This is a genomic window from Burkholderia sp. MSMB1589WGS, assembly GCF_001636105.1.
Lineage (GTDB): Bacteria > Pseudomonadota > Gammaproteobacteria > Burkholderiales > Burkholderiaceae > Burkholderia > Burkholderia humptydooensis.
Genome location: NZ_LNJT01000008.1, coordinates 2,798,207 through 2,822,083, shown reverse-complemented (window position 1 = coordinate 2,822,083; position 23,877 = coordinate 2,798,207). Strand labels below are relative to the sequence as shown.

The 23,877-nt window shown below is 66.9% G+C and carries 20 protein-coding genes; 8 read left to right on the top strand and 12 right to left on the bottom strand.

From position 1 onward, the window contains the following. Positions 1-349 precede the first annotated feature (349 nt). Positions 350-1,195, top strand: a complete 846-nt coding sequence (locus tag WT16_RS29535) for a class I SAM-dependent methyltransferase (RefSeq protein WP_041861909.1) — start codon at positions 350-352, stop codon at positions 1,193-1,195. 66 nt (positions 1,196-1,261) lie between these two features. Here WT16_RS29535 and bcmE read toward each other — a convergent pair whose 3' ends face one another. The 8 genes from bcmE to WT16_RS29495 all read right to left on the bottom strand — a co-directional run bounded on the left by bcmE (position 1,262) and on the right by WT16_RS29495 (position 9,694). Continuing rightward, positions 1,262-2,704, bottom strand: a complete 1,443-nt coding sequence (gene bcmE / locus WT16_RS29530; RefSeq protein WP_063535006.1) for a thiamine pyridinylase — start codon at positions 2,702-2,704, stop codon at positions 1,262-1,264. Between the two features lie 65 nt (positions 2,705-2,769). Next, the gene (thiD, locus tag WT16_RS29525) at positions 2,770-3,570 is read right to left on the bottom strand and encodes a bifunctional hydroxymethylpyrimidine kinase/phosphomethylpyrimidine kinase (RefSeq protein WP_059934800.1); all 801 of its coding nucleotides are present in this window, start codon (positions 3,568-3,570) and stop codon (positions 2,770-2,772) included. Positions 3,571-3,772: 202 nt separating this feature from the next. Further along, a complete protein-coding gene (locus WT16_RS29520) occupies positions 3,773-4,513 on the bottom strand; it encodes a class I SAM-dependent methyltransferase (RefSeq protein WP_063534870.1) in 741 nt (246 codons plus the stop codon). A gap of 15 nt (positions 4,514-4,528) precedes the next feature. Further along, the gene (locus WT16_RS29515; RefSeq protein WP_063534869.1) at positions 4,529-5,518 is read right to left on the bottom strand and encodes a thymidylate synthase; all 990 of its coding nucleotides are present in this window, start codon (positions 5,516-5,518) and stop codon (positions 4,529-4,531) included. Between the two features lies 1 nt (position 5,519). Next, the gene (locus tag WT16_RS29510; RefSeq protein WP_006027219.1) at positions 5,520-5,975 is read right to left on the bottom strand and encodes a nucleoside 2-deoxyribosyltransferase; all 456 of its coding nucleotides are present in this window, start codon (positions 5,973-5,975) and stop codon (positions 5,520-5,522) included. Beyond that, complete coding sequence (locus WT16_RS29505; RefSeq protein WP_063534868.1) at positions 5,972-6,463, bottom strand: NUDIX hydrolase; 492 nt, start codon at positions 6,461-6,463, stop codon at positions 5,972-5,974. The genes WT16_RS29510 and WT16_RS29505 overlap by 4 nt, the downstream gene beginning before the upstream one ends. 535 nt (positions 6,464-6,998) lie before the next feature. Next, the gene (locus WT16_RS29500) at positions 6,999-7,637 is read right to left on the bottom strand and encodes a LysE family translocator (protein ID WP_063534867.1); all 639 of its coding nucleotides are present in this window, start codon (positions 7,635-7,637) and stop codon (positions 6,999-7,001) included. 245 nt (positions 7,638-7,882) lie between these two features. Further along, entirely contained in the window at positions 7,883-9,694 is a 1,812-nt protein-coding gene (locus tag WT16_RS29495) for an NAD(P)-binding domain-containing protein (RefSeq protein WP_063534866.1), read from the bottom strand. Between the two features lie 411 nt (positions 9,695-10,105). Here WT16_RS29495 and WT16_RS34235 point away from each other — a divergent pair, with 411 nt between their 5' ends. The 3 genes from WT16_RS34235 (at position 10,106) to WT16_RS29485 (ending at position 12,687) form a co-directional block, all read left to right on the top strand. Beyond that, the gene (locus WT16_RS34235; protein WP_138110275.1) at positions 10,106-10,450 is read left to right on the top strand and encodes a hypothetical protein; all 345 of its coding nucleotides are present in this window, start codon (positions 10,106-10,108) and stop codon (positions 10,448-10,450) included. Positions 10,451-10,481: 31 nt separating this feature from the next. Continuing rightward, entirely contained in the window at positions 10,482-11,972 is a 1,491-nt protein-coding gene (gene arcD / locus WT16_RS29490) for an arginine-ornithine antiporter (RefSeq protein WP_006027214.1), read from the top strand. Positions 11,973-12,081: 109 nt separating this feature from the next. Further along, positions 12,082-12,687, top strand: a complete 606-nt coding sequence (locus WT16_RS29485; RefSeq protein WP_006027213.1) for a rhomboid family intramembrane serine protease — start codon at positions 12,082-12,084, stop codon at positions 12,685-12,687. A 78-nt stretch (positions 12,688-12,765) separates the two neighbouring features. Here WT16_RS29485 and ftsH read toward each other — a convergent pair whose 3' ends face one another. After that, positions 12,766-14,748, bottom strand: a complete 1,983-nt coding sequence (gene ftsH / locus WT16_RS29480; protein WP_015603848.1) for an ATP-dependent zinc metalloprotease FtsH — start codon at positions 14,746-14,748, stop codon at positions 12,766-12,768. Positions 14,749-14,802: 54 nt separating this feature from the next. After that, positions 14,803-15,315: a BCAM0308 family protein gene (locus WT16_RS29475; protein ID WP_059934813.1), complete on the bottom strand. Its 513-nt coding sequence runs from the start codon at positions 15,313-15,315 to the stop codon at positions 14,803-14,805. Between the two features lie 503 nt (positions 15,316-15,818). Between WT16_RS29475 and WT16_RS29470 the strand changes: the two genes are divergently transcribed. Continuing rightward, positions 15,819-16,127 (top strand): hypothetical protein, encoded by a 309-nt coding sequence (locus WT16_RS29470; RefSeq protein ID WP_063534865.1) that lies wholly within the window; start codon positions 15,819-15,821, stop codon positions 16,125-16,127. A gap of 22 nt (positions 16,128-16,149) precedes the next feature. Here the strand turns inward: WT16_RS29470 and WT16_RS29465 are convergent, their stop codons facing one another. Then, entirely contained in the window at positions 16,150-16,626 is a 477-nt protein-coding gene (locus tag WT16_RS29465) for a hypothetical protein (RefSeq protein WP_063534864.1), read from the bottom strand. Positions 16,627-17,064: 438 nt separating this feature from the next. Here WT16_RS29465 and WT16_RS29455 point away from each other — a divergent pair, with 438 nt between their 5' ends. After that, positions 17,065-18,819 (top strand): amidohydrolase family protein, encoded by a 1,755-nt coding sequence (locus WT16_RS29455; protein WP_063534863.1) that lies wholly within the window; start codon positions 17,065-17,067, stop codon positions 18,817-18,819. Between the two features lie 10 nt (positions 18,820-18,829). Here WT16_RS29455 and WT16_RS29450 read toward each other — a convergent pair whose 3' ends face one another. Then, positions 18,830-19,522 (bottom strand): metalloregulator ArsR/SmtB family transcription factor, encoded by a 693-nt coding sequence (locus WT16_RS29450; protein WP_063534862.1) that lies wholly within the window; start codon positions 19,520-19,522, stop codon positions 18,830-18,832. A gap of 150 nt (positions 19,523-19,672) precedes the next feature. On the opposite strand from WT16_RS29450, the gene WT16_RS29445 reads away from it, so the two are divergent. Continuing rightward, entirely contained in the window at positions 19,673-20,770 is a 1,098-nt protein-coding gene (locus WT16_RS29445) for an efflux RND transporter periplasmic adaptor subunit (RefSeq protein WP_063534861.1), read from the top strand. After that, complete coding sequence (locus tag WT16_RS29440) at positions 20,767-23,877, top strand: efflux RND transporter permease subunit (protein WP_015603649.1); 3,111 nt, start codon at positions 20,767-20,769, stop codon at positions 23,875-23,877. Before WT16_RS29445 ends, WT16_RS29440 begins: the two co-directional genes overlap by 4 nt.

The window sequence follows — 23,877 nt, the reverse complement described above, 5'->3', positions numbered from 1 at the left end:
GCGCGTGCTATCAAGGCGGGATTCGCCGCGAATCCGCACGGTATTGGAAACGCATCGCCGCATCGGATCGCAAGTCGTTCCGACGGCATCGACGGCATGCTGCGTCGCCGGACGTCGAACCATTGCGCACGTCGTTTCGCGCAATGCCGTCGATTTGCTGCCTGGGAACCGATGCGTGCGCACGCGCCCTGTCGCGTTCGCGCTTCGTATCCCGACTCGCCGTCTCGCGCCGTCCACTTGCAACGGCCGCGAGCAGGCGCAGGCTTCGCGCGGCAGCCGCGGCGTGGCGAAAAGCGGCGCCGCGCGAACGAAACGCGCGTTGCACGGCCGACGCCTTTGCGCACCGCCCATGAATCCACAACCACAAGAGGAGATCGAACGAACCATGTTCAGATACACGTTGGGCCATTCGCCGATAGAACTCCGCCGGCTCGACTTCCAGTCGGAGATGCTGAAGCCCGTCACCCGGCGCCTGCTCGAATCCGCGCGGCTCCGGCCCTCGATGCGCGTGCTCGACATCGGCTGCGGAACGGGCGGCGTCAGCATGCTGGCGGCCGAGATGGCCGGCCCGACCGGCACCGTCGTCGCGATCGATCCGAGCGATGTCGCGATCGAAGCGGCGAGCGCCAACGCCGAGCGCGCGAGTCTGCACAACATCCGCTTTCGCGCGAGCGGCCTCGATCAGGTCGAAGGCGCGCACGGCTTCGACGTCGTCGTCGCCCGCTATGTATTGATCCATCAGTTGCATGCGGCCGAGTTCGTCCGCCACGCGGCGCGTTTCGTGAAGCCCGGCGGATATCTCGCGCTGCACGAGCCCGACTTCGTGCGCAAGCCGATGTCGACGCCGCTCATCCCGCTCTGGGATTCGGTGGCGGCCGAGATCATCGAGCGCTGCAAGCGGTCGTTTCCGTCGTTCGACGTCGCGCACCGGATGGTCAAGCTGTTCGCGGCCGCGGGGCTGCCGCTGCCGAAGATGTCGTACGAGGTGCCGGTCGACGGCGGGACGGCCACGCAGCTCAGCTCATGGCTGGCAGAGATGTTGCGGGCGCTGTCGAGCGATCCCGACTCGACGGTGCTTGGCAGCGGCAAGCGGCTCGAATTCGCGCGGCTGAGCGGCGATCTGCAATGTGAAATATACGAATCGCGCGCGCAGGTCGAGTTCTTCGGCCAGATGTGCGCTTGGGTGCAGCTCTAGCGCGCGCGGGTGTCGCGCGCATCGGGTGCCCGGCCGTGCCGCGTCGGCCCGGCCGGGCGCTCCCCGTCACGGCTTCGCGCGATCCGCGGGCACGGCACGGGTGACGAGCGGGGTGGCGAATGCGCGCGGCAGCTTCTCGGCGGCTGAAGTCGGGCACGCGTTGCAGCCGCACGCCGACTGCCCGGCGGGCGCCGCGGGCGACTGGTTGGTCCACTGGCCGTTCCAGCCGCCCTGCGCCTTGCAGATGGTCGGACACACGGCCTGCGCGCCGCGATAGTCGGCGATCGGCAACGCGGTGCCAATGTCGCAGCCGCACGGATAACCGGCGCGTGCGCGCTGCGCGATCGGGCCGCTCATCGACGCGAGCCAGTTGCGCGATTGCGCATCGATCTTGAACATCACCGGCTCGCGCGCGTCGAGCAGCGCGACCATCTTCCGATAGAGCGGATAGCGCTGCGCCAGCGTCTGCAGCACGCTGCGCCGCGCGGAGAACAGATACTGCGGCACGCCGCTGCCGTCCGGCCCGACGCTTTGCACCATCGTCGACGACGCGGCGATCACGTTCGCGAGCTGCACCGCGAGCGCGCGCGTGCCGCGGGCGTTCGTCGTCGTGTTCACGCCGATCACGTCCGCATAGAAGAGCGGTGGCTGCGGCTCGTCCGACAGCGGCAGGAACTTGAAATCGAGATTGCGCCGCGCCGCTTCGCTCATCGCCGACATCGATTCCGAGTAGCCGATCACCGCGCGCCCGTCGCCGTCGCCGAACCACGCCGAGCGATCGTACTGGCCGGGCAGCTCGGCCGTCGCGTTCGGCCAGCTCGACATCGCCATCAGCGCGCGCAGGCTGCCGAGCGCGTCGCCGTTCAGGTCGTTCGCGCTCCACGGCAGCGGCAGCGGATACGCGCCCGTGCGGCTGTGCGCGGCGTCCAGATAGAGCGCGGCGTTCGTCGTCCGGCCGGACATGTCGATCATCAGCCCGCGCCTGTCCGGCGGAATCTCGCTCGTGAACGTGCATTGCCCGAGCGTGCTGCGCACTTGCGTGAGCGTCGTCGCGGCCGCGAGCGCCGCGTCGTCCTTCCGGTAGAACAGCACGTTCGCGCAGCCGAGCTGCGGGATGCTGTAGTACCGGTCGCCCGCCTTCACGCCCTGGATCGCGTACGGCAGGAAATCGTCGAGGTTCTGGATCTCGCTCGCCGCAAGCGGCTCGAGCCAGCGCTGGCTGCGGAAGTAGTCGAAGAAGATCGCGTCGTACACGTAGACGTCGGCGTTCGCGGGCGGATCGTTCCGGTAGCCGCCGTCCCACGCGTCCGCGGACACGAACTGCAGCGCGACGGCCGGCTGCACCTTCTTCCATTCGGTCTCGATCGCGCTCCTGAACTGGTCGACGCGCGGCACCCACGGATACAGCGCGACCGTCAGTTGCCCGACGGCGGCCGCGTCGCCCGCATGCGACGGCGCGGCGCACAGAAAGCCCAGAACGATCGTGAAACAGCACAAGAGGCGGCGCATGATGATTTCTTGTCGAAAGAGGCGTGCGGATCGATGCGTGTGCGCGCCGGCGCGCGGCGCAAGCGTCAGTTCCATAGCGAGTGGAAGTGATGGACGGGGCCGTGCCCGTGGCCGACGTCGAGCTTGCCCGACGCGGCGAGCGCGTCGCCCAGATACGCCTTCGCGCGGCAGACGCTGTCCTCGACCGAATGGCTCGGCAGCAGCGCGGCGATCGCGGCCGACAGCGTGCAGCCGGTGCCGTGGTCGTTCTTCGTCGGGACGCGCGGCGCGGACAGCTCGACCGTCGCCGCGGCCGGGCCGCGCAGCACATCGACGCTGCGCTCGCCCGGCAGATGGCCGCCCTTGAGCAGCACCCAGCGCGACCCGAGCGCGTGCAGCTCGGCCGCCGCCGCGTGCATCTCGGCGAGCGTGCGCGGCGCGCCCCGGCCGAGCAGCACGCCCGCTTCGGGCAGGTTCGGCGTGATCAGCGTGGAGATCGGCACGAGCTTGTCGCGGATCGCGTCGACCGCGTCCGGATCGAGCAGCCGGTCGCCGCTTTTCGCGACCATCACCGGGTCGAGCACGACGGGCGCCGCGCGGTGCCTGACGAGCGCCGCGGCGACCGCCTCCGCGATCGCCGCGGTCGCGATCATGCCGATCTTGACCGCGTGCACGCCAACGTCGTCGAACACCGCGTCGATCTGATCGGCGACGAACGCCGGATCGAGCGCGCGGAAGCTGCGCACGCCGGTCGTGTTCTGCGCGACGACCGCGGTGATCGCGGCCATCCCGTATGCGCGCATCGCCGAAAATGCCTTGAGGTCGGCCTGAATGCCCGCTCCGCCCGTCGGGTCGGTGCCGGCGATCGTCAGTACGTTCGCGATCATGTTCCCTCGTGTTTCATCCGTGTTTTATCGTTGCGCCGTCGTTGCATAGCCGATAGCCGCCAGGGCGACGCCCTCGCGTTCGCCGTCTTGCCGGGCGAGCGGCGTCGGCCGGTGCGCGGGCGGCGCGGCGACGTCCGAACCCCCCCGCCCCGCCGTTCCGCGACGCATGCGCCGCGAAGCATCGTGCCTTACGCGGCGCGCGTCAGCGCAGCGGCTTCGTCGCCTTGAACAGCACGAACGGCGTGCGGCCGTCGGCATCCGCGTGCGCGCCCGGCGCGCCGCCCGCCTCCGCCGCGCGAAAGCCCAGCTCCATCGCCGCCGCGAGCTCGAAGCCCGCCGCCTCGAACGCGTGGCGATACGTCGGCATGTCCCAGTGCGTGTCGACGACGTCGAACACGCCCACGCCCGGCACGTTCAGATGGACCGGGCGCGGGTCGCCGTCGCGGTAGACGATGCCCGGCTCGCCGTTGCGGAACGTCGGAAACTGCACGCCCGTCGTGCGCGGGTTCGTGTCCAGCACGTAGTACGCGCCGCCCGGCTTCAGCACGCGCAGCACCTCCGCCGCGACGCGCGCGAGCTCCGCGCGCTCGGCGATGTTGATGAACAGGAAGCAACTGATCGCCGCGTCGAAGCTCGCGTCGGCGAACGGCAGCGGCGGCCCGTCGATATGCGCGTAGTCCAGCCCGCCGTCGACGCCCGCCGCGATCGCCTGGTCGATCATCGTCGGCGCGATGTCGACGCCTGTCACGCGGGCGACGCCCGCAGCACGCAGCCGCCGCGCGACCTTGCCGCCGCCGCAGCCGTAGTCGAGCACGCGGATCTCGGTGCCGAGCGAGCCCGTCAGCTCGGCGATCAGCGGCCGGTAGCCGAAGCGCTCCTCGATCCGGTCGTCGTATGCGTGAAAGCGCTGCGAAACCTCGTGTTCGGTCCAGTCGGTCTTCATCGGAATCCCTGTGCGTTATTGAAGCGAGGCGGACGCGATGTTCCACCGGTTCAGCAGATAGGCGCGATGGAACGGGCCGACGAACGCGAGCGCATCGTCGGGCGGCGGGCTGCCCGCCTTGATCTCGCGGTAGATCCAGAAGAGGCCGAGCACGTCGCGCCAATATGGATCGAGATCGAGGTCCTGGAGCGCGGCGAGCGACATCCGTCCCGCACGAATCCTTCCTTCGTGTTCGAGCACGCGCCCGATCGTCGCGGGGTTCGTGCCCGCGGGCATTCGCGGCGGCGCGTGGGCGGTGACGATCGCCGCATCGCCGTCGTCGAGGAGTGCCCGCACGCGCGGCAGATTGTCGTCGTACACGTGGATCGAGCCGACGTGATGCGAATACGTGCCGATCTCGCAGCCGAGCCGCGACGCGACATACTCCTGCAGGAACGTGAACGAGAACACGTCGTTCAGGAGCCCGACGTATGCGTCGTTCGCGCGCATGAACGCGACCAGGTGCAGCCGCCCCTCGCGCAGCAGCAGTTGCAGGCCGAGCGTGCACGAGACGTCGATGTTGCGCCGGTACAGGTCCTCGTCGGCGCTGAAGATCTGCAGCACGACGCGCTTGCTCTCGGCGTCGTCGCGCGACAGGATGTCGAGCGCGCGCTCGATCTGGTCGAGCGCGCGCTCGCCGTAATGCATGAGCCGCGCGCCATAGCCGGTGCCGGGCAGATGCTTGCCGTCCGGACTGTAGCGCGCCATCGACGGCGCGTAGTGCTCGATGAATTCGAGATCGTTGCGGCCGGACAGATACCACAGCGCCTCGGCGTAGTTGAAGACGACGTTCTGCCTGCGCGCCGCGTGCCGGCAGAAGCGCGCGCGCGGATCGTCGATCCGTGCGCCGTAGCCGATGATTTCGCGCTCCGCGTGCCCGCGCGGCGCGCTCCGGTATTCGTACGCGCCGCAGACGTCCCTGAGCGTCGCGAGGTAAAGCTCGCTGAGACCCGGATAGCGCCGCATGTCAGCCTCGCGCTTCGAAACGGCCGATCGCGGCTTCGATCGCGGCCGGGTCGATCCGGCCGCCGCCGAATTCGACGCGCTCGATGCGCGTGATCTCGTCGAGGCCGCGCACGAGATACGCGTACTCCTTGTCGGTTTCGAGCAGCAGCACGATCGGCTTGCCGAGCGCGGACGCCCAGCCGAGCTCGATGTGCGTGCCGGGCGATGCCGGCGCGCCCGGAAACGCGACGAAGTAGTCGCACAGGCTGATCTGCTCGTAGTCGGTCTTCGTGCAGACGGCGGGCGTCATGAATTCGCGCCCCCAATGCTCGCGCCGGTGCGCGCAATGCACGTCCCAGCCGCGCGCCTCGAAATGATCGATCACGCGGCGAAACAGGTCGATGCTGTCTTCCGGCATCACGCCGGTGTGCTTGTCGACCAGGGATTTGAACGGTCCGCCCAGGAACATGCGCTTCATCGGCTGTTTTCCTTTCGATTGGAATGACAGAGGGCGTGCGCGCGCTGCGCCACCCGCGTGACGTGATCCGCGAGCACGCCCGGGAATCGGGACAGGCCATCCGGCACGCGAACCCAGCGGCAGTCCGCCGCGTCGTCGCCCGGCCGCAGCGCGCCTTCGACATGGCGGCACAGCATCGCGACCAGCACGTAGTGGTGATGCCGGCCGTGCGGGTCGAAGCCGATCACCTCGACGACGTCGAACGGCTGGCCGATCTCCGCGCGCACGCCGGTTTCCTCGAACAGCTCGCGCGCGGCCGCATCGCGCAGGCACTCGCCGGGCTCGACCGAGCCGCCAGGAAAGCCCCACGTACCTTTCTGCGGCTCCTTGCTGCGCTGCACGAGAATCACTTCGTCGGCGCGAAACGTCACGGCGATCACCGCGACGCGCGGTGTCGCGAGCGCCGCCGCGTCGCGCGGCGCGGCCCCCGTGCCTTTCGGATCAATCATCGTCGATGCTCCGCATCTGCGCCCTCTTTTCGCGCGCCGTTCATTTGGCCCCGACTTGGCCCCGACACGCAAATCGACGGTCATTGGCCGCCTCTGTGGTTAATGAATGAAACAATCCATGCGAAACTCGCCGGGATTTTGCGAACAAATATTTTCAATTCGCGATTCAGCGAGCATTCCATTTTCGGAAATTTCGCGGAGCGCCTAGCCTAACACAACCGTGTCGATTCGACCGATTGCAATTTTTTAACCAAATCTCCAGTCTCGATTTTTTCATTCGCGCTCGTCATCTGTTGCGCTGGTTGATCGTCAAATAAAACGTCAACTTTGAAATAAAAAAGCTGATGTTTGGCGGAATTTATCGCGACTGGAATTTTTCGAAATAAGATGCACATTTCCATTCAAACGGCATAAATATTTCCATATTTGAAATTATTTGCGGCGGCGATATTCGAAGTCCTGATTGCGTCGAACGATTCAGGACGATGCGATCCGCATCCATACGCGATACGGCGATGGATGTGCAGGCTCGCCGTCAACGTAACGTCTCCGTGGCCAAGAGCACCGCCATTGCGATCATCAAGCCTCCGCCCGCGATATTGATCAGCTTGAGGCCCTTCTCGTTGAAAAACGCGCGTGAACTCACGGCATGAGCGGTCGCGACCCACGCCGAGTCGATCAATAAACCCAGGCCGATAGGCACGAGCGAAAAGAAAAGCAGCGATTCCACCGGACTTTCGACCCCTCGGCGCAGGAAACTCGGCACGATCGTACCGAACATGATCAGGGCTTTCGGATTGGTGATGCCGACTATGACGCCGGCGATCAATGTCTGTTTGCGTTTGCCGGGTGCCCGGACTTCCGCCGCCGGCAACGGTCTGGAAAACAGATATTGGACTCCGATGGCCAGCAGAACGACGGCGCCGAGTAATCGAATACCCGTCAGGACGTTGTCGGCGCGCATCAGCAAGGTACCGATTCCCAGCGCAACAATCACCGCGACGCAGTAGGTGCCTATCGCGTTGCCGATGACGCCGCGCATCGCACTGCGCCGTCCCGTCGTCATGGCTTGGCCGACAAGAAACATGATGCTCGGCCCGGGAACGGCGATCAGCACCGCAGAGGTAAATATGAGCCCGAGCAGTCTATCGAGCGCAGTGATGTTTCCAGACATGGAGCAGTCCTCGTTTCCACCTTGAACCGTCGCTGACCAGTCAGTACCGTCACTTTTTGATGCCGTTCGTCGTCTGGCATATCGATTGGTTCAAACCGAAGGCTGACATCTGGTTTGAGCCAATCGATCGGCGACGGACACGGATTCATGCCGATTTCAGTCGATCGATCATGATCCAGCGACGATTGACAAGGCAGATCGACGGGAAATATTGGAATTTATCTCGTTGCAGATCCAGTGCGTAATCAAGAACGGTTCGTCAGCAAAGCCAGCGTTGGCTGGATTCGAAGCGCCTCGACTACCTCGTCGTCACTCATCAACGGATAGCATGCGTCCACGAACTCGTCGCGCACCGGCAACATGCTGCGGCGCTCATCCAGCCCCAACGCACTTGCGCATGCATTGAACGCGACGTTCTTGTACTGGTCGAGATTGGTTTCCTCGTCGACGTAATCGTCGAGATCCCAGCGGCCGATGAGGCTTTCCTGCATATGGAAGGAATCCACTTCGACGCCCTCCTGATAGACGTGAAAAACCGGATGAACATACGCGCTCCGGGAAGTATCGAAGTGATCCGCGGGCAGCGTGAAATAGTGAGTCGGCAACTCGCCGTTGCCATATCGGCTGAATCCATATTCGAAAACGATTTCGAGCCTCGTTGGTTCCTTGCCCCAGCGCTCGAGGTTATATGCTCGTGGAAATGCGGGCCACACGCGCGCGCGGACCACGCCTTTATCGCCGCCTGGCGTGAACGTCACCGTGCTTCCGAAGTAGCCGAATAGCTCGAACAACGGCATGCTCGTGCTGACGAGATCGACAAGGAATGCTGAAAGATGAATGAGCTGATCGGACGGATGTGCCGTCGGAACGTCGCATTCGAATACCGGTTCAACCGCCATGCCGTGATATTTTTCCGCGACGATGGAGCCGAGTGCCTGAATATTGCATCGGAAACCATGAACGAACCCGGAAGCGGCGTCCGGGTCGTTGATGCGCATCGGCGCGCCGAGGAAATAGAGACCTGGTACGCTGACCGACTCCCAAGTCGACGTCAGCAGACAATATTTTCCCTTTTCGTCAATGGCCGGCCGTACGGTTTCCATGTCGAAGATTCCGGACAGCGTGTAGTTGAAGCCGCAGCATACGATCACATCGTCGACAATGCCGGTTCGCTTCATCCATCTTGGCGGAGACCAATGAGGGCAAGGTGTCTCGTAGCGGACCAGCAAGCGGCCTTCGTGCCTGCCGCCTGTGATTCGCCTGACTTCGACGATGCGGTCGCTCACAATATTGTTGTTGGATTTGAGTTGCATCAGATCGAACACGTCCGAGACCTGTGCCCGCAAGTCATGTACGTTGTGCGTCTGCCGGGCGAACATCGGTAGAGATCGTGTAACGACGCGCGTCTCCGCCGTGATGTCGACGAGATGGTGCGCGATTTCGAACGCTGAATTGCCACGCCCCAAAACAATGACAACCTTGTTCCGGTAACGCTCCGCTGCGGTATCGGGCTCGAAATCTCCGTAGAATGTGCAGGTTTCGGAATCGAGCCCCTTGATGTCCGGAACTATCGGCTCCGACTTGCCTGTGGCGCAAAAGACGCGATCAGCACTGATGCCTTGCGCATTCGATATGCCGAGGACGAAGCGCCCGCCTTCGCGCGCGATGCGCTGCACGCGAGCATGCGTTCGAACGTGCGGCGACACCCCTTTCCTTTCCGCCACGTATTTCAAATACTCCTTGTAAATTCTTGAAGACGGCCAATGCTCCGACGTCCATTCCGTGAATCGTAGCAGCGGATCATTTGCCACATCATCGGCGCTAATGGTGCTCAGCGTGTGCCAGTCGTATCGCATTCGATAAGTGTGGCTATCGCCGGGGACATATCTCTTGTTTAACGAAATAAGCTGTCCGCATACCGGAAATCGGTCCCATTGCCCACCGACAGTCTCATTTGCTTCGAGCAACAGATACTCGATTCCTCGCTTCCCGAATTCGAGAGCCATGTTGATGCCCGCGGGGCCACCGCCGATGATGACATTGGAATGATGTTCCATGTTGCACTCTCCTCGTTTTCATCGTTGCGGGAATTCGATTCACGAGATAGACGGCTGTCGGCGTCTACATGCCCTCGCCGCGCGACTCGCATATCTCGGGATCGGACCTCGAGTGATGTCAGCGGTCTGGCTGCAGATACGCTTGTGACGGATAGCTTTCGGAAGTGTCGCGTCATCCGCGTCACGAATGGGACCCCATGAAGGCGTGAATCTGCGGTCTATTCACCGCCCCGCCAAGAGCCGCCACGACACTCGGATCAACTCGAGTTGAAAGCGGTTTGCCGAGAAAAGCAGGAACATTCATCATATCAATTTAAATTGATAGCGCGCATCGGTGGGAACCAGTATTTGCATCGCAGCGCTTTCGATCACCCTGACAGCCGCGGATTTCAGCATTTCAGCGCGTGAATCGTGCATTCGAGCAGCCACCAGCGCGGCGAAAATGAATACGGCTGGCTTCGCGACGCCATAGATGATTCGAACATCAAAGTCGGGCCGCGCAAGAACGACCGATTCGGTACACGCTCAGATTTTTTCCTCTCGTATCTCGCGAACGGCGCAGCGAAAACCGCCCGTCCGTGTGCCCGCCTGATGCAGCCGTCCGCGAACAAGCGATTTCCTCCGTCATGCGCGCACTCTTTCGATCCGCAAACGATTGCTTTTTCGTCTCGCCCCTTGCGACGGATCGACGCCGAAACCCGCACCGCGCGCGCCGCTGATCCAGGTCAATCCGGTCCGCCGGAGCCGGTGCCTTAATACATTCAACAATCGTCGAGGAGGTTTCATCATGAAGCATTCCGTCAGGCATCCGTTCCACCCGTCGACACCGCTTCCGGCGGCCGCTCCTGCGCCGCAGCAGGCGGCCGCGCCGCGCCAGTTGCCGTTCACGCTGCTGACGGCGCTCGTGATCGGCTCAATGATCGGCAGCGGCATCTTCTCGCTGCCGCAGAACATGGCGTCGGGCGCGGGCGCCGGCGCGATCGTGATCGGCTGGGCGATCACGGGCATCGGCATGCTGATGCTCGCGCTCGTCTACCAGACGCTCGCGCACCGCAAGCCCGAGCTCGACAACGGCGTCTACGCGTATGCGCACGCGAGCGCCGGCGACTTCGTCGGCTTCAATTCCGCGTGGGGCTACTGGGTCAGCGCGTGGATCGGCAACGTCGGCTATCTGGTGATCGTGTTCGGCACGCTCGGCTACGCGTTTCCCGCATTCGGCGACGGCAACACGCGCGCCGCGGTGATCGGCGCGTCGATCGTGCTGTGGATCATGCATGCGGTGATCCTGCGCGGCGTGCGCGGCGCGGCAATCCTCAACGCGCTGACGACGATCGCGAAGATCGTGCCGCTCGTGCTGTTCGTCGCGCTCGCCGCGCTTGCGTTCCAGCCGCACCGATTCACGACCGACTTCTGGGGCAACGTCCATCTGCCAGGCGTGCTCGACCAGGTGAAGAGCACGATGCTGATCACGGTCTGGGTGTTCATCGGCATCGAGGGCGCGAGCGTCTATTCGGCGCGCGCGAAGAACCGCGACGACGTCGGCCGCGCGACCATCGCCGGCTTCGTCGTCGTGCTGCTGTTGCTGATGGCCGTGTCGCTGCTGTCGCTCGGGATCGTGTCGCAGCCGGAGCTCGCCGCGATGAAGAATCCGTCGATGGCGGGCGTCCTCGAAAAGGCGATCGGCCGCACGGGCGTCGCGATCGCGGGCGTCGGGCTGCTGGTGTCGGTGGGCGGCGCGCTGCTCGCATGGACGCTGCTCGCCGCCGAGGCGATGTTCACGCCGGCGAAGGACGGCGTGATGCCGGCGTTCCTGTCGCGCGAGAACGCGCACGGCGTGCCCGCCAACGCGCTGTGGGCGACGAACGGCCTCGTGCAGGTGTTCCTGCTCGTCACGCTCGTATCGAACGCGACCTATCAGGCGCTGATCTCGCTCGCGACGTCGATGATCCTCGTGCCGTATCTGTTCTCCGCGGTGTATGCGCTCCTCATCGCGATCAAGGGCGAAGGCTATGCGCCCGGCGAGACGATGCGCATGCGCGACGCGGCGATCGGCGGAGTCGCGACCGTCTACTGCTGCTGGCTGCTGTATGCGGCAGGCCCGAAGTATCTGCTGCTGAGCGCCCTGCTCTACGCGCCGGGCGCGCTGCTGTACGCGTGGGCGAAGCGCGAGCGCGGCGAGCGGCCCTTCAAGGCGTTCGAAGCGGCGATCCTGATCGCGCTCGTCGCGTTTGCCTTGCTCGCGGGCTGGCTCGTCGCGGCCGGCCGGATCAGCCTGTAGCGTACTCGGCGGGTCGCCGCACGGCGCGCGATGCCGCGCGGCGTCGGCGCGGATAGCACGATGCCGGCATAATGAGCGTCGACGCCTCACTCTCTCGCCCGCGGCCGCCATGACGCTCGCCATCGTCGTCCTGAACCTGATCGGCTTCTTCGTCGAGCTCGCCGATCCCGACCGCGTGCTGTCGCTGTTTGCGCTATGGCCGCCGCTTCCCCGCACGGGCGCCCCATCCGCCGCGCCCGCGTTCCATGTCTGGCAGATCGTCACGTACAGCGCGCTGCACGCGGGGCTGTCGCACCTGTTGTTCAACATGCTCGGGCTCGTGATGTTCGGCCGCGATGTCGAGCGCGCGCTCGGCCGCGCGCGCTTCGGCACGCTTTATCTCGCGAGCGTCGTCTGCGGCGCGCTCACGCAGCTCGCGGTCGCGCGCTACACGGCGGCGGGCGCCGCGCCGACGATCGGCGCGTCGGCGGGCGTGTTCGGCGTGCTCGCCGCGTACGCGCTGCTGTACCCGTCGCGCCGCATCGTGCTGCTGATTCCGCCGATTCCGATGCGCGCGTGGGTGTTCGCGCTGCTCTACGCGGGCGTCGAACTGCTGCTCGGCGTCGCGGGCGCGGCGAGCGGCATCGCGCATTTCGCGCATCTGGGCGGGATGTTCGGCGCGATCGCGCTGATGCTGTTCTGGGCGCGGCCGCGAAAGGCATGGCCGCTCGAATGAGCGGGCGCCGGCGGCCGGCGCGACGCCGGCTTTCCGGCGCGCGGCCGGACGCGTCGGCACGACGCGAGCGCCGCGACGTCACTGCGGCACGGATTGATCGGCCTTGTCGGCCTTGTCGGTGACGCCGATTTTTCCGACGTCCGCCAGCGGCTTCGCCGGCTCGGGATTCTCGCCGCTGCGCTTCGCCGCGCCGCCGCCCGCATCGCCCTCCGGCACCGGCTCGTCGTTGACGAGCCTCACGAGCTTCTCGTGATCGACGACCTCGTGCTTCAGCAGATACTGCGCAATCCGATCGAGCGCGCCGCGCCGCTCCTTCAGCGTTCGCGACACGCGATCGTGCGCTTCGGCGAGGAGCCGCTGAATCTCGTCGTCGATCCGCGTCGCGGTGCTCTCGCTGCAGCGCTCGCCGCCGCGCTGCCAGACGACGGGCGGCAGCCCCGGCCCTTCTCCGTCGCCGAACGTCGCGAGGCCGATCCGCTCGCTCATCCCGTAGCGGGCAACCATGTGCCGCGCCATTTCGGTCGCGCGCTCGAGATCGTTCTCCGCGCCCGTCGACACGTCGCCGAACACGATCTCCTCGGCGACGCGCCCGCCGAGCAGCACGTCGAGCCGGTCGAGCAGCTCGCTCTTGCGCAGCACGTAGCGATCCTCGGTCGGCACCTGCTGCGTGTAGCCGAGCGCCGCGATGCCGCGCGGGATGATCGACACCTTCTTCACCGGATCGCTGTGCGCGCGGGTCTGCGCGATCAGCGCGTGCCCCGCCTCGTGATGCGCGATCGTGATCTTCTCGCGCTCGCTCATCACGCGGCTCTTGCGCTCCATGCCGGTCATCGCGCGGTCGATCGCCTCGTCGAAATCGGACATGTCGATGGCCGGCTTGTCGAGCTCGGCCGCGTGCAGCGCCGCCTCGTTGACGATGTTCGCGAGGTCCGCGCCGACGAAGCCGGGCGTGCGCGACGCGAGCTCGCCGAGATCGACGTCCGGCGCGAGCTTCACGTGCTTCACATGGACGGACAGGATCTGCCGGCGCCCCGTCAAATCCGGCCGGTCGATCGCGATGTGCCGGTCGAAGCGGCCCGGGCGCAGCAGCGCGGGGTCGAGAATCTCCGGACGATTGGTCGCCGCCATGATGATCACGCCCGAGTTCGCCTGGAAGCCGTCCATCTCGACGAGCAACTGGTTGAGCGTCTGCTCGCGCTCGTCGTTGCCCGACGCGAGGCCCGCGCCGCGCACCTTGCCGAGCGCGTCGAGCTCGTCGATGAAGATGATGCACGGCGCCTTCTGTTGCGCCTGCTCGAACAGATCGCGCACGCGCGCCGCGCCGACGCCGACGAACATCTCGACGAACGACGAGCCGCTCGTCGAGAAGAACGGCACGCCCGCCTCGCCCGCGACCGCCTTCGCGAGCAGCGTCTTGCCGGTGCCGGGCGCGCCGACGATCAGCACGCCCTTCGGGATCTTGCCGCCGAGCCGCTGGTAGCGCGCGGGCGCGCGCAGGAACGCGACGATCTGCTGGAGCTCGGCCTTCGCCTCGTCGATGCCGGCGATGTCGTCGAAATCGATGCCGGTCTTCGCCTCCATGTAGACGCGCGGCTTGCTCTTGCCGACGCCCGACCAGTCCTGCAGGCCGCCGCGCGGGCGTCGCAGCATCAGGTTCCAGACGAGCGCGAACACCGCGACCGGCACGATCCACGACGCGAGCGTGCCGATCCACGTGTCGTCGTCGGCGCCGCGATAGCGGGTGCCCGTTGCAGCGAGCGTGTCGATCAGGCGCTCGTCGGTCACGCGCTTCGTCGAGAAGCGCCACGGCGCGCCCGCGCGCTTGATCGCATCCGCGTCGGACGCGGGCAGCGCCGCCGCCGCGGCCGCGTTGCGCAGCACGCCCGTGATCCGCGTCTGGCTGACTTCGAGATCGTCGACCTGCGCGGCCGTCGCGAGCTTGCGGAAGTCGCTGTACGCGATCTGCGTCGCCGGTGCGCTGAGCGTCGCGAGTTGCAGCGCGAGCAGCACCATGAACACGAGCACGACGACGAATCCCAAGTATCCGGTTTCGCTCTTCATCGGGATGCCTCGGCGTGCGTTGTGCGATACGGGGGGAATCGAAAGCTGCGGACGCTATGCGGTCTCGCGCATCCAGCGCGCGCGCAGCACGTCCTCTCCTTCACGATAGTCGATTTCGAGATCGCCGCAGTGCGCGCGCACGAGCGCCTCGCTCAGCCGGTGGACGAGATGCGAGCCCGTCGTGCGCACGACCATGCGCGCGGGCAGCGCGTCGATCGACAGGAGGCGCTCGAGCGGGCGGGCGCCGAGGTCGTCGCCCGCGTGACGGCGCAGCAGCGCGACGATGTCGTCGCGGCGGCGCGCGAAGTAGCCGCCTGCGAGCACCAGCTCGCCCGCGCTCGCGCGCTCGCGGATCCGGCGGCACGCGGGGCACACGATCTGCAGCAGCGCGCCCGCCGTCGCGTGCCAGCTCCAGCGGCCGTCGTCGTACAGCGCGCCGCATTCGGTGCAGCCCATGCCGCTCTTCAGGCGCACCGGCGCGCCATAGCTGTCCGCGGGATGCGCGCGCGGCGTGCGATCGCGGCGCTGCCGCATCGCCGCATAGAGTTCGTTCGATCCGTGGATCATCGTCTTTCCTTGTCGATAGGTCGTACGTTTCGCGGGCGGCGCCGGGCGGCCGGCGGCATGCGCGGGCATCGCCGGAATCGTGGATTCGCCGCAATGCCGACAACGCACATCGGCACGCGGCGCGCGACGTACATCACCGAGCATCGGCGATCGCCCGCGCACGCGATTGACGCCGATCAACGGTCGGCCACATCGCGCCGGATCGCGCACACTGATTGGTGCAAATCCGTAGTCAATCGAGTGGAACTTGCGCGATCGGCCCGCGCGGCTGGCCCTCGCGCGTCCTTTCGCCAGCCGCAACGATCGCCGGCGCCATTCGATCCGTCGGCACCGCCGGCATTGCGGAGGTGCGCGGCATCCGCGATTCGTCGTACCGTAGGCGCGCTGCGCACAACCCGCCTCGCCTTCCGGTTGCCGCGCCGCCGGCCCGTCGCCGCAGGCGAACGGCCGCCCGTCGAACGTTCCTTCCCCGGAGAACCCCCCCGATGCTGCCACGCACTCGCATGCTGATCTGCACCGTCCTCGCCGCCGTTCCGCTCGCCGGATTCGCCAAGTCCACCAACTTCAAGAAGGCGTATTGCAGCAACAGCGACTACGTCACGAGCTCGGCCCGACCGCATTTTCATTGCGGGAAGGATTTCTACACGTACACCGAAAAGAGCGGCAACCATGACAACCTGGTCAACAAGAACGGGCCGCGATGCAACATCGTGCCCGCCGTCGAACAAAAGGTCGACGCCCTGCCGGACGGCACAGCCGGCAAGGCGCAGATGAAATCGTCGCTGGACGCATTCAAGCAAGGCGAGTGCTGAGCACACGCGCGCGGCCCGCCGCTCACGGCCGCACCGGCTCGTCGGCCTGCACCGGGATGGCCTGCCACGGCACGTTGCACGACGCGACGTACGGGAAATAGCCCTGCGGATCGGCGCAGTAGTACCACGCGGATGCGGGCGGCAGCCCGCTCGGCATGGGCGGCGGCTCCTGCTCGACCACCGCGGGCGGGACGTAGGTGGGGTAAGGATAGATGGGCGCCGGATAGATGTACCAGACGCCGCCGACCACCCACCACCACGCGTAGCGCCCGCCGTGCCAGCCGCGCGACCAGTGGCCGCCGCGCCAGCGGAGGTTCTCTTGCGGCGCGAAGTGGCCGAAGTCGCGGCCGTGGAAGTCGGGATGGCCGTGCCCCGGCGGGCTGCCGTGAAACCCGCCGCCGTGGCCGACATGGATCTGTGCCGAAGCGCTCGCCGCGATCGCGCACGCGAGCGCGGCGCCGGCCGCGCGCGCCGCCGCTCGTATCGTCGAAGCATTCATCCCGTCCCCCGCAGCGCACGCACGATACGTCACAACGTAGCGCGCCCGTTGCGTCGCTGCTTGACGTGCGTCAATGGCGTACGATGCGTGCACGAGGTGCGCGCGACCGCGCCAATCGAGCGATTTCCCGCGCCACATCGACGGAGCCGATCGCGAAAATGCGAGATCACCTTGCCGAGCATCGGATCGAGCGGCGCGACGGGCGTCGAGATCAACGGCTCCATCGTGCCGCGCCCCTGTTCCGCGCGATCGTCAGCGGCGTGAGCCGCGCGCCGACGCCCGGAAGCCGGGCCGAATCGATGCGTCGATTCGAAGCAATGCTCGCTTGCAATTCATCTTGACATCGATCAATGTAACGTTTGAGCGGGGCACGACGGCCGTCGCGTTGCGGCTCGCCGCCGCCCGGCCGTCCATAGAACGATACGGAGACACCCCAAGATGGCGCGCTACGACACGATCATCCGCAACGGCCTATGGTTCGACGGCACGCTGGCCGAGCCGGGCACGCGCGACCTCGGCATACGCGACGGCCGCGTCGCGACCGTGTCGGACGCGCCGCTCGCCGCGGACGGCGCGAGCATAATCGACGCGACCGGCAAATGGGTGATGCCCGGCTTCGTCGACATTCACACGCATTACGACGCCGAGATTCTCGTGTCGCCGGGGCTGCCCGAATCGGTGCGGCACGGCGTGACGAGCGTCTTCCTCGGCTCGTGCTCGCTGTCGACGGTCCACGCGAACGCGCTCGACTGCACCGACCTCTTCAGCCGCGTCGAGGCGCTGCCGCGCGAGCAGATGCTCGCCGTGCTGTCGCGCGTGAAGACCTGGGACACTGCGGCTTCGTACGTCCGCCATCTCGAATCGCTGCCGCTCGGCCCGAACGTCGCCGCGTTCCTCGGCCATTCGGACCTGCGCACGCACGTGCTCGGCCTCGGGCGCGCGGTCGACGACCGCGTGCGGCCGCACGAGGCCGAGCTGCAACGGATGGAGCGGCTGCTCGGCGACGCGCTCGACGCGGGCTTCGTCGGCCTGTCGTCGATGACGACGCCGTGGGACAAGCTCGACGGCGAGCGCTACCGGTCGAAGTCGCTGCCGTCGACGTTCGCGACGTGGCGCGAGTACCGTCGGCTCAATCGCGTGCTGCGCCGCCGCGGCCGCGTGCTGCAAAGCGCGCCGAACACGACGAATCCGCTGAACGGCCTGCTCTTCATGGCCGAGAGCTGCGGCTACTTCGTGCGCAAGCCGCTGCGCACGTCGCTCCTCGTCGCGGCCGACAGCAAGGCCGCGCCGCGCGGCACCGTCGACGTGCTGCTCGGCGGCGTGCGGCTCGCGAACGCGCTGTTTCGCGGCGAGCTCGTCTGGCAGCATCTGCCGGTGCCGTTCGAAGTCTATGCGGACGGCATCGATTTCGTGATCTTCGAGGAATTCGGCGCGGGCCGCGCGGCGCTGCATCTCGCCGAAGCGCTCGAGCGCAACCGGCTGCTGCAGAACGAAGGCTACCGGCGCGAGTTCCGCAAGCAGGTCGGCAAGGGGCTCGACCTGCGGCTGTGGACGCGCGATCTGCACGACACGCGGATCGTCGGCTGCCCGGATGCGTCGGTGGTCGGCAAGTCGTTCGGCCGGGTCGCGGACGAGCGCGGCATCCATCCGGCGGACGCGTTCCTCGATCTCGTCGTCGCGCACGGACAGAAGCTGCGCTGGTGCATGACGATCGCGAATCACCGCGCGGACGTGCTCGACCGGATCGCGACGCATCCGTCGCTGCAGATCGGCTTCGCCGATTCGGGCGCGCACCTGCGCAACATGGCGTTCTACAACGCGCCCGTGCGCTTCCTGCGCCGCGTGCGCGAGGCCGAGCGCGCCGGACGGCCGTTCATGTCGGTGCAGCAGGCGGTGCATCGCTTGACGGGCGAGCTCGGCGCGTACTTCGGGATCGATGCCGGCACGCTGCGCGCGGGCGACCGCGCCGATATCGCGATCGTCGATCCCGAGCATCTCGACGCGTCGGTCGACGCCTATTACGAAGAGGACATGGCCGTGTTCGGCGGGCTGCGGCGGCTCGTGAACCGCAGCGGCGCGGCGATCGCGGCGACGCTCGTCAACGGGCAGCTCGTGTATCGCGACGGCGCGTTCGCCGACGGTTTCGGCGAGACGCGGCGCTCGGGGCAGTTCCTGCGCGCGGCGACGCGCTAGAGCCAGCCGGTCATTCGCCACGCGCGCGCCCGTCTTCGTCCGTCGTCCTCGCGCCGCTCGGCCGAATCCGGTACGCGCAACGCCGCGCGCCGGCCGGAATGTGCTCGATGCGCTCGATCGTCAGCGCATCGCCCAGCATCTCGCGAAAAATCTCGAGCTCCGAGCGGCAGAACCCCTGGCACGCGGTCGCGGCCGCGCAGATCGGGCAGTGATTCTCGATGAAGAGCCAGCCGTCGCCGTCCGGCGCGCGCGACCACTCGGCGAAATAGCCTTCGCGGTCGCGCAGCTCCGCGAGCCGCGCGATCCGCTTCTCCGGGTCCGTCACGCCGGCGAGCGTCTGCGCGTACGTGCGGCGCATCTCCGTCTCGCGCGCGGCGATCAGCAGATCGAGCGTCGGCTGGCCGAGCGTCGTGCGGATGATCCGGATCAGGTCGACCGTCATGTCCGCGTGCGCGTCCGGAAAGTGGCCGTGGCCGAGCGACGTGAGCCGCCAGATCCGCGCCGGCCGCCCGACGCCCTGCGGCACGTTTTCCGCCTCGACGAGCCCGTCCGCCTCGAGCTTCTTCAATTGCTGCCGCGCGGCTTCGCCCGTCGTGCCGAGATACGCGCCGAGCTCGGCCGCCTGCAGCGGCCCGCGCCGCTTCAGCACGTTCAGCACGCGCTCGGAGACCGGAATTTCCTGCTTTGAGAAATTATCGTCCATCGCTGCATTATCAAACGTCGAACTTGTGCAATGCAATGATATTGCAATACGCACCGGCAAATCACCCAAATAAACAAAGGATATGCTTGACTTATTGCGTTGTCAGACAAATCATGTCCGCGATTCTTACAAAATGACTGAGAGATTTCCATGGGCCGTCGGCTATTGCTTGCATTGGCGCTGTTGGCGTTCATTTTCGGCGGGCTGTTCCTGTGGCGGGAAAGCCGCGTGCAGGCCGCCGATCATCCCCCCGCTCCCCCGCCCGTGCTGACGGTCTCGGCCGTCGCCGTGCGCGCCGCGCCCGAGCGCGTGACACTCGACGCGGTCGGCTCGCTCGACGCGGTCCGCCAGGTGACGCTCGCGCCCGAAGTGGCCGGCCGAATCGTCGCGCTGCACTTCGAAGCCGGCGCGACGGTTCGCAAGGGGCAGTTGATCGTCCAGCTCTTCGACGAGCCGGAGCGCGCGAAGCTCGCATCGATCCAGGCGAAGGCCGCGTACGCGAAGCGCCAGCTCGACCGGTCGCAGGCGCTCGCGCAGACGGGCGCGGAGCCGCGCAACATCTTCGATCAGCACCGCTTCGATTTCGACGCGTCCGCGGCCGACATCCGCGAGACGCAAGCGGTGATCACGCAAAAGGCGGTGCGCGCGCCGTTCGACGGCGTGCTCGGCCTGCGCCGCGTGAACCTCGGCCAGTATCTGAGCGCGGGCGACGCGATCGCGACGCTCACTGATCTCGATACGCTGTACGCGAACTTCACGGTGCCGCAGAAGAACCTGAGCCAGTTGCGCCTCGGCCAGAACGTATCGATCACGACGGACGCGTATCCGGATCGCGCGCTCATCGGGCGCGTGAGCGCGATCGAGCCGCAAATCGGCGCCGACACGCGCAACGTCGCCGTGCAGGCGACGCTCGCGAACCCCGATCATCTGCTGCGCCCAGGCATGTACATCCAGGCGCGGCTCGAATTGCCGCCGCGCGAGCGCGCGCTGACGGTGCCCGACACGGCGGTGCAGACGTCGCAGCGCGGCGAATCGGTGCTCGTCGTCGGCAAGCCGGGCCGCGACGGGCTCGGCGTCGTGCGGCTGCAACCGGTGAGGACCGGGCGGCGCGCCGAAGGCCGCATCGCGATCGCCGACGGGCTGCGGCCGGGCGACGTCGTCGTCGCATCGGGCCAAGTGCGGCTCGCGGCGGGCGACAGGGTGAAAGTGGCGCTCGACGACGGCGCGGGCTCGGGAGCCGCGCAATGAACGCCGGCGCACCTCACGATTCGGGCGCGGCGCGCGCGCGCTTCACGGACGTGTTCGTCCGCCGCCCGGTGCTGTCGCTCGTGTTCAGCCTGCTGATCCTGCTCGTCGGCCTGCGCGCGCTGATGTCGCTGCCGGTGCGCCAGTATCCGGCGCTCGAGAGCGCGACGATCAGCGTCGAGACCGATTACCCCGGCGCGTCGCAGGACCTGATGCAGGGCTTCGTGACGACGCCGATCGCGCAATCGATCGCGACCGCCGACGGCATCGAGTACATCACGTCGACGACGACGCAGGGCAAGAGCGTCGTGAAGGCTCGGCTGCGCCTGAACGCGAACGCGGATCGCGCGATGACCGAGGTGATGGCCAAGGTCCAGCAGGTGAAGTACAAGCTGCCCGCCGACGCGTACGATTCGGTGATCACGAAGCTCACCGACGCGCCGACGGCGGTGATGTATCTCGGCTTCGCGAGCGACACGCTGTCGATTCCGCAGATCACCGATTACGTCGTGCGTGTCGCGCAGCCGCTCGTGACGACGGTGCCGGGCGTCGCCTCCGCCGAGATTCTCGGCGGCCAGAACCTCGCGATGCGGGTCTGGCTCGACGCGACGCGGCTCGCCGCGCACGGGCTGTCCGCGGGCGACGTCGCCGCGGCGATCCGCGCGAACAACGTGCAGGCAGCGCCGGGCCAGGTCAAGGGCTCGCTCACGATCGCCGACATCTCGGCGAACACCGATCTGACCGACGTCGGCGCGTTCAACGAGATGGTCGTGAAAAACGCGCCGAACGGCGGCGGGCTCGTGCGGCTGAAGGACGTCGCAACCGCGGAGATCGGCGGCGAGAACTACAACTCGAGCGCGCTGATGAACGGCCGCCGCGCGGTGTACATCGCGGTCAACGCGACGCCCGCGGGCAATCCGCTCGAGATCGTGCGCGGCGTCGGCGCGGTGCTGCCCGCGATGGAGCGCAACAAGCCGGCGAGCATCCAGATCGCAAACATGTTCGACGGCGCGCGCTTCGTCAACGCGTCGATTGCCGAAGTCCGCTCGACGCTCGCCGAGGCGATCGCGATCGTCGTCGTCGTGATCTTCCTGTTCCTCGGCTCGTTTCGCGCGGTGATCATCCCGGTGCTGACGATTCCGCTGTCGCTCGTCGGCTCGGCCGCGCTGATGCTTGCCGCGGGCTTCTCGCTGAACCTGCTGACGCTGCTCGCGATGGTGCTCGCGATCGGGCTCGTCGTCGACGATGCGATCGTCGTCGTCGAGAATATCCACCGCCACATCGAGGAAGGCGAGCCGCCCGTGCGCGCGGCGCTGATCGGCGCGCGCGAGATCGCTTCGCCCGTGCTCGTGATGATGGCCACGCTGATTTCCGTCTACGCGCCGATCGGGCTGATGGGCGGCCTCACCGGCTCGCTCTTCAAGGAGTTCGCGTTCACGCTCGCGGGCGCGGTGCTCGTGTCGGGGATCGTCGCGCTCACGCTGTCGCCGATGCTCGGCTCGCTGCTCTTGACGAGCAAGATGTCCGAAGGCCGCGTCGCGAAAGCGATCGAACACGCGCTCGAGCGCGTCACGCGCGTCTATCGACGCGGCCTGCGCGCGAGCCTCGCCGCGCGGCCCGCGATTCTGCTGATCGGCGCCGGCGTGCTGGCGGGCATCGTGCTGCTCTTCTCCGGCGTGAAGCGCGAGCTTGCGCCGCAGGAGGACCAGGGCTCGATCATGGTCGCGGTGAAGGCGCCGCAGTACGCGAACCTCGACTACATGGAGCGCTACGCGCCTGACATCGAGCGCGTGTTCCGCACGCTGCCCGAAGCCGACACGAGCTTCATCCTGAACAGCTACGGCGGCAGCAATCTCGGCTTCGCCGGCGTGAACCTGGTCGACTGGGACAGGCGCGCGCGCAGCGCGTCGGCGCTGCAGGCGCTGATCCAGGCGCGCGGCGACGAGATCCGCGGCGACCGCGTGTTCGCGTTCCAGCTCCCGGCGCTGCCCGCGTCGAGCGGCGGGCTGCCGATCCAGATGGTGCTGCGCGCGCCGTCGAGCTTCGCGGATCTCTACGCGCAAATGGAGCGGATCAAGGCGGCGGCGCAAAAGAGCGGCCTCTTCGCGGTCGTCGACAGCGACCTGACGTTCGACAGCCGCGCGGTCGGCGTGACGATCGACCGCAATCAGGCGAACACGCTCGGCGTGACGATGAAGGACATCGCCGATACGCTCGCCGTGCTCGTTGGCGAGAACTACGTGAACCGCTTCAATTTCAAGGGCCGCTCGTACGACGTGATTCCGCAGGTGTCGCGCGGCGAGCGGCTGTCGTCGGAGATGCTGAGCCGCTATTACGTGAAGACGGGTTCCGGCCAGATGATCCCGCTGTCGACGGTGATCCACGTGACGAACGGCAGCCAGGCGAACGCGCTCAGCCAGTTCAACCAGATGAATGCGGCGACGTTTTCCGCCGTGCCCGCGCCGGGCGTGACGATGGGCGAGGCGGTCGCGTTCCTCGAGGCGCAGAAGCTGCCGCCCGGCGTCTCGATCGACTGGCTCGGCGAATCGCGGCAGTATGTGCAGGAAGGCAACCGGCTCGCCGTCACGTTCGGCTTCGCGCTGATCGTGATCTTCCTCGTGCTCGCCGCGCAGTTCGAGAGCCTGCGCGATCCGCTCGTGATCCTCGTCTCGGTGCCGCTGTCGGTCTGCGGCGCGCTCGCGCCGCTCTACCTCGGCTTCGCGACGCTCAACATCTATACGCAAATCGGGCTCGTCACGCTGATCGGGCTGATCTCGAAGCACGGAATCCTGATGGTCAGCTTCGCGAACGATCTGCAGCGCCACGACGGGCTCGACCGGCGCGCGGCGATCGAGCGCGCGGCGGCGGTGCGGCTGCGGCCGATCCTGATGACGACAGCGGCGATGGTCGCGGGCCTCGTGCCGCTCGTGTTCGCCGCGGGCGCCGGCGCGGCGAGCCGCTTCGCGATCGGCATCACGGTGTCGGCCGGCATGCTGGTCGGCACGCTCTTCACGCTGTTCGTGCTCCCCACCGTCTACACGTTCGTCGCGAAGGATCACGGCGCGGCGATGCGCAGCGAGCGCGCGCAACTGCTCGCAGCCATTCGATAA

Bases quoted from the DNA above. Each gene is read 5' to 3' on its own strand.
- WT16_RS29535 (WP_041861909.1), top strand. From the start codon at position 350: ATGAATCCACAACCACAAGAGGAGATCGAACGAACCATGTTCAGATAC.
- bcmE (WP_063535006.1), bottom strand. From the start codon at position 2,704: ATGCGCCGCCTCTTGTGCTGTTTCACGATCGTTCTGGGCTTTCTGTGC.
- thiD (WP_059934800.1), bottom strand. From the start codon at position 3,570: ATGATCGCGAACGTACTGACGATCGCCGGCACCGACCCGACGGGCGGA.
- WT16_RS29520 (WP_063534870.1), bottom strand. From the start codon at position 4,513: ATGAAGACCGACTGGACCGAACACGAGGTTTCGCAGCGCTTTCACGCA.
- WT16_RS29515 (WP_063534869.1), bottom strand. From the start codon at position 5,518: ATGCGGCGCTATCCGGGTCTCAGCGAGCTTTACCTCGCGACGCTCAGG.
- WT16_RS29510 (WP_006027219.1), bottom strand. From the start codon at position 5,975: ATGAAGCGCATGTTCCTGGGCGGACCGTTCAAATCCCTGGTCGACAAG.
- WT16_RS29505 (WP_063534868.1), bottom strand. From the start codon at position 6,463: ATGATTGATCCGAAAGGCACGGGGGCCGCGCCGCGCGACGCGGCGGCG.
- WT16_RS29500 (WP_063534867.1), bottom strand. From the start codon at position 7,637: ATGTCTGGAAACATCACTGCGCTCGATAGACTGCTCGGGCTCATATTT.
- WT16_RS29495 (WP_063534866.1), bottom strand. From the start codon at position 9,694: ATGGAACATCATTCCAATGTCATCATCGGCGGTGGCCCCGCGGGCATC.
- arcD (WP_006027214.1), top strand. From the start codon at position 10,482: ATGAAGCATTCCGTCAGGCATCCGTTCCACCCGTCGACACCGCTTCCG.
- WT16_RS29485 (WP_006027213.1), top strand. From the start codon at position 12,082: ATGACGCTCGCCATCGTCGTCCTGAACCTGATCGGCTTCTTCGTCGAG.
- ftsH (WP_015603848.1), bottom strand. From the start codon at position 14,748: ATGAAGAGCGAAACCGGATACTTGGGATTCGTCGTCGTGCTCGTGTTC.
- WT16_RS29475 (WP_059934813.1), bottom strand. From the start codon at position 15,315: ATGATCCACGGATCGAACGAACTCTATGCGGCGATGCGGCAGCGCCGC.
- WT16_RS29470 (WP_063534865.1), top strand. From the start codon at position 15,819: ATGCTGATCTGCACCGTCCTCGCCGCCGTTCCGCTCGCCGGATTCGCC.
- WT16_RS29465 (WP_063534864.1), bottom strand. From the start codon at position 16,626: ATGAATGCTTCGACGATACGAGCGGCGGCGCGCGCGGCCGGCGCCGCG.
- WT16_RS29455 (WP_063534863.1), top strand. From the start codon at position 17,065: ATGGCGCGCTACGACACGATCATCCGCAACGGCCTATGGTTCGACGGC.
- WT16_RS29450 (WP_063534862.1), bottom strand. From the start codon at position 19,522: ATGGACGATAATTTCTCAAAGCAGGAAATTCCGGTCTCCGAGCGCGTG.
- WT16_RS29445 (WP_063534861.1), top strand. From the start codon at position 19,673: ATGGGCCGTCGGCTATTGCTTGCATTGGCGCTGTTGGCGTTCATTTTC.
- WT16_RS29440 (WP_015603649.1), top strand. From the start codon at position 20,767: ATGAACGCCGGCGCACCTCACGATTCGGGCGCGGCGCGCGCGCGCTTC.